This window comes from Syntrophales bacterium, from assembly GCA_030655775.1.
Classification (GTDB): Bacteria; Desulfobacterota; Syntrophia; order Syntrophales; family JADFWA01; genus JAUSPI01.
Genome location: JAUSPI010000185.1, coordinates 1 through 7,892, shown reverse-complemented (window position 1 = coordinate 7,892; position 7,892 = coordinate 1). Strand labels below are relative to the sequence as shown.

Here is a 7,892-nt window from a genome sequence, read left to right as displayed (position 1 = left end):
GGATCATAAAGAACATCTTTATTCCGTGAGATTTCTTCCAGCGCATCTTCTATCTTCTCAGCGGGCCGGTAAGGCCGGTGAGAAGCCATAGCTTCAACGACATCTGCCACAGCTATGATCCTCGCTTCCAGAAGAATCTCCTCACCTTTAAGACCTTGAGGATATCCGGAACCATCCATCCTTTCGTGATGCTGAAGCACTATCTGCGCAATTGGCCAGGAGAATTCTATCTCCTTCAATATGTCGTGGCCTGCCTGCGAATGAGACTTTATCATATCAAACTCAATTTGTGTTAACCGTGAGGGCTTGCTGAGGATTTCGGAAGAAATATTTATCTTGCCGATATCATGAACGATTGCAGCTATATAAATTTCCTGAACCTGTTCTTCTGAAAAACCAAGCTCTCCGGCTATGGCACAGGAAAGCTCGGCCACCCGCCGTTGATGACCGGCAGTATAGGGATCTCTCATCTCAACTGCGGATGCCAGGGCATTGATCGCTCCATCCAGTGTCTTTTGCAGTTTTATGCAACTTTGCTCCAGTTCCTCCCTTGCCTGCCTGCGTTCGGTGATGTCGCGTGTTACACCCACAAAAGCAATCGGACGGCGATCCTGAGAGCGTATGAATGAAACCTTTGCCTCGGTCCATAAGGTTGAACCATCCTTGCGTACCTGTTCCAGTTCCATTACCCGCGCTGGAGACGGATCTTTGGAACCTGAAGCCTCGATGGCCATTTCTTCTTTGAGAATTTTGGAAGCAACCTCGAAAGAATCGGGAGTCAAGAGCTTATGGAGTGTCAGGCTCATTTGCTCCTCAACCGTATAACCCGTAAGATTGGCAATAGAAGGGCTGACATAAGTAGTCCTCATGTCCATATCCATGGTCCAGATGACGTCTGATATATTCTCGGCAAGCAGACGATAGCGCCTTTCATTCTCCACTAATACCTTTTCCATTTTATGTTTGTAAAGGGCAATCTCAACGGAGCTATGCAGTTCTCTCTCCTCGAATGGCTTGAGGATATAACCGAACGGCTCTGTCTCCTTCGCCTTCTGCAATATCTCATCATCCGCATAAGCAGTAAGATACACAACAGGAACACCAAAACGGGGATATATCTGACCGGCACCTTCTATGCCATTCATGTCACCTTTCAACATGATATCCATCAATACTAAATCCGGAGGCGTCTCCTCCGCTATCTTAACAGCAGCCTCAGCGGAAGAAACAACAGCAAGAACATCGTATCCAAGCTTCCGTAGAATCCTCGCTACATCCTCGGCAACAACCTTCTCATCTTCAACAACCAGAATCCTTGCCTTTTTTTCCATGTTTTTAGTCTCTTTCGTAATAATCCTAACTGTAGTGCCCGTTCCCTGAACGGGCCGATGAGGGCATCGGCCCCTACATCCTGGATTCCCGTCTCCGCGGGAATGACAAGAGAAGTTTATCCTATCCGTAAACCACTCTGTTCCTGCCCGTTTCCTTTGCCTTATAGAGGGCGTCGTCAGCAGTTTTTATCATAACTTCTATGAAGTCATTTGTGTTGCCATCTCTTGACGGCACTATGCTGGTCACGCCCAGGCTTATGCTCACATTCAATCTTTTATCATCAATCTCAAAAGGTCTTTCGCAGATGCAGGTACGAAGCTTTTCCGCAATTTTCCTGCCGGCTTCGGGGTTTGCCCCAGGTACACCAAGCAGAAACTCCTCCCCCCCATACCTGCCCATGATGTCATATGACCTCAGTTGAGACTTTACCCTGTTCACAACTTCTACCAGGACATTATCACCCACAATATGCCCGTATTCATCATTAACCCTTTTGAAGTGATCAATGTCAAGCATGATCAGGCAAAGAGGGATTTTTTCGCGGCCTGCACGGGAAAGCTCATCCCCTAAGCGTTCCAAAATGGCCCTTCTGTTAAAAATCCCTGTGAGACTGTCCGTAACAGCCATTTGATGGAGCTTCCGGTTCGACTCATTAAGAGCTCTTTCAAGATCGACAATCCTCTGTCCCACTTCTATTCTGGAGAATAACTCTCTCCTGTCAAATGGTTTTGTCAGATAGTCATCCGCACCTGCTTCAAGCCCTTCAACAATATTTTCTATATCTTTTTTCCCCGTCAGGAATATTACATAAACATAATGAGAAGTAACGGCCTCTTTTATCCGCTTGCACAATTCCAGCCCGTTCATCCCCGGCATCATCCAGTCAAGTATGGCAATAGAAATATCCTCTTTTTCTTTCTGAAATATTTCCCATCCCTCCTGTCCATCCCGTGCCGATAAAACCTCATACCCACGGTTCTCCAATGTTCTTATCAGTATCATGCGAGAGATGGTTTCATCTTCTGCAATCAGTATTTTCATTCTTCCTCCCATCCGGGCATTGAAACAAATTCTTTAAATCTGCCTAACTCTTCTTCAATCTCTATGTAAAGTTTCTCTATGTCTTCAGTTTGCCCTTTTTCCGCAAGCCTTTCTATCTCGGAAGAGAGTTCATAAACCCGGGTCAGACCCAGATTACCGGATGACCCCTTTAAACTGTGCGCGGTCTCGCTGATGGTCTTAAAATCTTTTCCCTTTATTCCCAGGGAAATACTCGCTAATTTTTCAGGATACTGAGAGCTGAATACCTCCACCAGCTCTTTTAAGAATTCTATGTCCCCGTCAGTTATTTCTAATGCAAAATCTCTGTCAAATACCGGTCTCGCTTCCTCTTTCTTCATGTTTCCTTATCCATCTCTGCTTCCCTGCTTTCTTGCCCCGTCAAGGATTCTTTTGACCCTCAACAGCAATATTTCCTTTTGAATAGGCTTCCTTATGTAATCCATGGCTCCCAGCTTGAAGCCTTTTTCTTCATCTTCCGGGCTGGTTCTGGATGTTAAGAATATTACAGGTGTTTTAATTCCTTTCTGGCTGACCATCTCAAGCAGTTTAAAACCGTCTAAATTGGGCATGTCCACATCGGAAAGGATAAGGTCAAATTGTTCCTTGCCCAGGTGAAGAAGGGCATCAACGCCGTCCTCTGCAGTGATAATCCTGTATCCCTGATTTTCCAGGAAGCGCTCGATCAGTTTTTTATTGTCTTCGTCATCCTCTACAACAAGAAGAGATGCTCCCTCTTCTTTTGCTTCGTCGGCTAATGCTGCTTCAGTGACCGTTTCTACCGGTTTTGCTTTCTTGAAATCAATTTCCTCAAGAAGCACATTTTCGTAAATGTCTTTCGGATTAAAGATAAAAAATTTAATCTTTTCCAGGGCATGGTTACTTATCAGGTAATCGCCTCTTTCCTGGACGAATGATCTGATTTCCGAAACGGGTGCTCCCATGCGTACCATTTCAGAAATAGCCGGATTGAATTCTATGATTTCATAGATTCCTTCGCGACCATAATAACCCGTATCATTGCACTCTGTACAACCGACAGGGTGAGCAACGCGGGATGGAATGTCGTCGGTATATGGCGATAACATTTCCATTTCTTCCTGTGAGATCGGTACGATTTCCTTGCAATTGTAACAGAGCTTTTTCAGCAGTCTCTGGGCGACAATAGCCAGAATAACATCTGCCATTGTGCCTCGTTCAATGCCCAGTCTTTCGAGACGAAAGATAGCGGTGGTGGCATTAGATGTGTGCAGGGTGGTAATGGTCAGGTGACCGGTGCTGGCAAAATCAATAGCCATTTTTGCAGAATAGCCATCCCTTACCTCACCCATGTACAGCATGTCGGGGTCCTGCCTGACTGAAGCTTTCAAAAGGGATTCAAAGGTAACACCGGCCTTTACATTTACCTGCTGCTGATTGGCAAAGGGTATGCGGTATTCAACGGGATCTTCAACGGACATCAGGCTTCGGGTTTGAGAGTCTATTTTGCTCAGGAGGCTGTAAATGGTGGTGGTTTTTCCGGATCCTGTGCCCCCCACTATAAGGATTAGCCCGGCTTTCCGGTTGGCGGCTTTGATCAGCGTGTTTGTCTGTTTGTCCATCATGCCCAGCTCAGTCAGCTCTTTCGGCTTTACATCCGGTTCCAGAAGTCGCATGACCATGCTTTCGCCGTTGGGCGTGGAAGTTGTGGACAGTCTGAGATTGAAGGTTCTTTCATCTATAACTGCCGCGAAGACACCATCCTGGGGCTTTCTTTTCTCCGCTATATCAAGGCCGCCAAGCGCCTTATATCTGGATGTGAGTTTAATCCCGGTATTTTTTTCCAGGGTGAATATATCTCTCAAATCACCGTCAATTCGGAAGCGAACAAGGAAATTGTTTTCCTTTGGCTCTATGTGAATATCACTTGCCCTTTCTTTTACAGCAGTGGCTATGACATTGTTGGCAATGTGCACAACAGGGCGTTCTCTTATTTCCGCTTCTGTCAGTTTTGACAACGATTCAATTTTTGGTTTGTCAGGGGCGATGGGAGCTGCTTCAACCCGTTCCGACCCTTCATGCTTGAATATCATTTCGATATTTTCAGGTTCTGTTATGATTAGATTGGATGCTTTATCAAGGCCGGAAAATTTCATCATGGTATCCAGGAGTTCCCAGTCAAAAGGGTTGATTACCACGAAGGCCTTTTTACCGGATTTATCCTTTAGCGGCAATATATGGTTTGACTTGCAAAACGTTGTGGGGAGGACACCCAGTTGAACATCTTCAGGATTGATATGAGGGACATACGGCAACTTCAGAAACTCCGCAATATGTTTAGCTGTTTTACTCTCATTTGTTCCTATATCGGATGATATGGAATATATCATTGAAGGGGGAGTATTTGCGAACTTGAATTTTTTTTCGGGATCGAGGTTCAATTGTTCAAACAGAGATTCTTTAAACTTTATGAAATCAGCCGGCTGGATTCTCTCGTACCATGATTTGACATCTTCCTGTATTTCTTTCCATCGGGAATTTGTTTGCAAATGCTTGCTGACCTTTTCCATCAGAAGGTCTTTTCGGACCGGTTTTACCAGATAATCTACAGCTCCGACCGAAAATGCCTTTCCCTTGCCTTGCTCCTCCCCCAGAGCAGTGAGAAATATTACCGGGATATAGGCAGTTTCATTGTTCTTTTGTAATCTGGAACAAACTTCATAACCGTCCATTTCCGGCATCATGATATCAAGCAGGATAAGGTCAGGTTTTTCAGTGGCGGCTAATTCCAGTCCTTTGAGGCCATTATCAGCGGTAATGACATTGTAACTGTCCGTGAGAAACCGCTCGATCAACCTGAGGTTGTCTGGATAGTCGTCAATGCACAGAATCAGAGGTTTTGCCAAATTATTCATAAACTACCTCAATATTTTCAAGGTAACGCAAGAGTTCTCCCGCCTGCCTTTGGATTTCATCTGCGTTTTCCTCCTTTGCCGCATTTTCAATGCGTGAGCCTATTGCGGTAATTTCATCAAATCCGTATCCGCCGCCGGCCCCCTTCATCGAGTGTCCCAGTCTCTGTATGGTCTCATAATCGCCAACAGCGAGGGATTCTCCTATTGTCTTTATGTCTTTGTGTCTGTTTTCGAGAAAACCTGGTATAAGGTCCTCAATATCCGGGTCCACATGGACAATTATTTTTTCATCCGTCATGGTTACACACCTCAGGTATGTTCATATTATATCCCTTTATTTTTTTTGTTTTCCCGCGTGTATTTTGACAAGTTCGTAAAAAGTCATAAACTGCATCATTTGTCGTCCTGAACTCGTTTCAGGATCTCGCTTGTTTCAGCATCTATTATTTCAGCAAGTTAGAGACCCTGAAATAAATTCAGGGTGACCCAAAAAGACTTTTTACGAATGCGTTAATTTTTGGTTTCATTCTCTATCCTTATATCTCTGTATCGTCTCCATAAGCGTTGCCTTCCTTATCGGTTTTGTCAGATGATGGGTACATCCTGCGTCAAGGCTCTTTTTGGCATCTTCTGCCATGGCATGGGCGGTAAGGGCAATGATGGGAGTTTCTTTCCCCCCGCTTTCACGCTCCCATTTTCTGATCTCACGGGTGGCAGTATAGCCGTCCATCACGGGCATCTGCACATCCATCAGCACAAGATCGTACTTCCCTGACTTAAACTTCTCAACGGCAATCTCGCCATTTTCCGCTATGTCTATATGATCTGAAGTCCTCTTGAAGTATGACTGGATAAGAAGACGGTTATCTGCGGAATCCTCAACGAGCAAAATGTTAAAGGGGCGGGTTTTACTGAAGTCCACCGGTTTTACATCAGGAACCCTGCCAATGGCAAGCGTCGTCTTGCGACCGAGGACGGCAGCGATAGCATCCAGAAGATTAGCCTTTTTCACGGGTTTTACAAGATAAAATGATATACCGAGTTCCTTGCATCGGCTAATATCACCGTATCGATCATCTGAGGTGAGCATCATAACGGCCGTATCCTTAACATCTCCCACCTCTTCTTTTATATGTTTGGCCAATTCGAATCCGTCCATAACAGGCATATGCCTGTCGATCAGAGCCAGCTGAAACGGAGCGCCTGCATCGGCGGCGCGCTTAAATTCGGCGAGTCCTTGCTTGCCATCCTCCGCCTTGACTACCAGGGCGCCCAATCCGGAAAGCACCCTGCTCAATATCATACGACTCGTTTTGTTGTCATCAACCACAAGCACTTTTAACCTCTTTAAATCCACTGGAAGTCTTTCGATCCGTTCCTCTGGCACGGAGCCAATCGCAAACTTTGCAGTAAACGAAAAGGTACTTCGCTTACCCTGCTCGCTTTCCACCCGGACATGCCCGCCCATGAGTTCCACCAGTTGTTTTGAGATGGTCAGTCCAAGTCCCGTCCCGCCATATTTGCGGGTGGTCGATGAATCGGCCTGCATGAAAACGTCAAAGATTGTGTCGATTTTTTCCGGAGGTATTCCGATCCCTGTGTCGGTTACAGAAAAGAGCAATTCCACTTTGCCACCCCCTGATCCATCATCCCTGACCTCTGACCCCTGCCTCTCGACCTGAATAATGACCTCTCCCTTCTCGGTGAACTTTATCGCATTCCCTACAAGGTTCATCAGTATCTGTTGCAAACGGACGGGATCGCCAAAAAGGGCGGTCGGGACATCCGGTAGAATATTATAGGCCAGCTCCAGGCCTTTTTTATGGGCGCGAATTGCCATTACTTCGCCTGTTTTTCCAATCACATCATTAAGGTCAAAGTCGATCGTTTCGAGATAAATGTGGCCGGCTTCCACTTTCGAAATATCAAGAATATTGTTAATGATGCTTAAAAGATTTTCACTGGCTGCCTGGAATGTTTGTACAAATTGTTGCTGTTCGTGGTCCAGTGGGGTTTCCAACAGAAGATCGGCCATCCCGATGATGGCGTTCATAGGTGTCCGGATCTCGTGGCTCATACCGGCCAGGAATTCGGTCTTGGCGTGGCTGGCAGCCTCAGCCTCTTCTCTGGCCTTTTGCAGCTCCTCCTCCACCCGCTTTCGCTTGGTAATGTCACGTACGAGACCTATGGCGTTCCATCTGTCTTTTAACTTGGTCGAGGTCATGGACAGTTCTACGGGGAATTCTGTTCCGTCCTTTTTTAAAGCCATCAGTTCAAGGGTTTGGCCCACGGCAGCCCCCTGTCCGGTCATCTTAAATTTACTGAATCCAACTTTGTAGTCTTCGTGATAGCGTTTTGGCGCAAGGGTAGGGTGCAATTCCTTCCCCAGGATCTCTTCGCTTGTATAACCAAACATCCTTTCTGCTGCCTCGTTCCAGTAGGTAACTTCTCCTTCATTATTTAGCATAATAATGCCATCATTGGCCACCGTGCTTATAGTCCTGAATATTTCTTCACTCTCCTGTAGCGCTTTCTCCATCTGCTTACGCTCGGTGATGTCCTTTGAGACAATCGTTACGGCTGTTATTTTACCACCTTCACCTTTGA

Annotated in this window: 6 protein-coding genes; all 6 read right to left on the bottom strand. The window is 45.9% G+C overall.

Translation table 11 applies throughout. The annotated features are described in order from the left end of the window. A partial coding sequence (locus tag Q7J27_09785; GenBank protein MDO9529437.1) for an HD domain-containing protein occupies nucleotides 1–1,331 on the bottom strand: 1,331 nt, incomplete at its 3' end. Nucleotides 1,332–1,452: 121 nt separating this feature from the next. Next, complete coding sequence (locus Q7J27_09780) at nucleotides 1,453–2,373, bottom strand: diguanylate cyclase (GenBank protein ID MDO9529436.1); 921 nt, start codon at nucleotides 2,371–2,373, stop codon at nucleotides 1,453–1,455. Further along, nucleotides 2,370–2,732, bottom strand: a complete 363-nt coding sequence (locus tag Q7J27_09775) for an Hpt domain-containing protein (protein MDO9529435.1) — start codon at nucleotides 2,730–2,732, stop codon at nucleotides 2,370–2,372. Before Q7J27_09775 ends, Q7J27_09780 begins: the two co-directional genes overlap by 4 nt. A gap of 6 nt (nucleotides 2,733–2,738) precedes the next feature. Then, entirely contained in the window at nucleotides 2,739–5,285 is a 2,547-nt protein-coding gene (locus Q7J27_09770) for an ATPase, T2SS/T4P/T4SS family (protein MDO9529434.1), read from the bottom strand. Beyond that, nucleotides 5,278–5,583 (bottom strand): Hpt domain-containing protein, encoded by a 306-nt coding sequence (locus Q7J27_09765; protein ID MDO9529433.1) that lies wholly within the window; start codon nucleotides 5,581–5,583, stop codon nucleotides 5,278–5,280. Before Q7J27_09765 ends, Q7J27_09770 begins: the two co-directional genes overlap by 8 nt. 225 nt (nucleotides 5,584–5,808) lie before the next feature. Further along, the coding region (locus Q7J27_09760) for a response regulator (GenBank protein ID MDO9529432.1) at nucleotides 5,809–7,892 on the bottom strand (2,084 nt) is incomplete at its 5' end.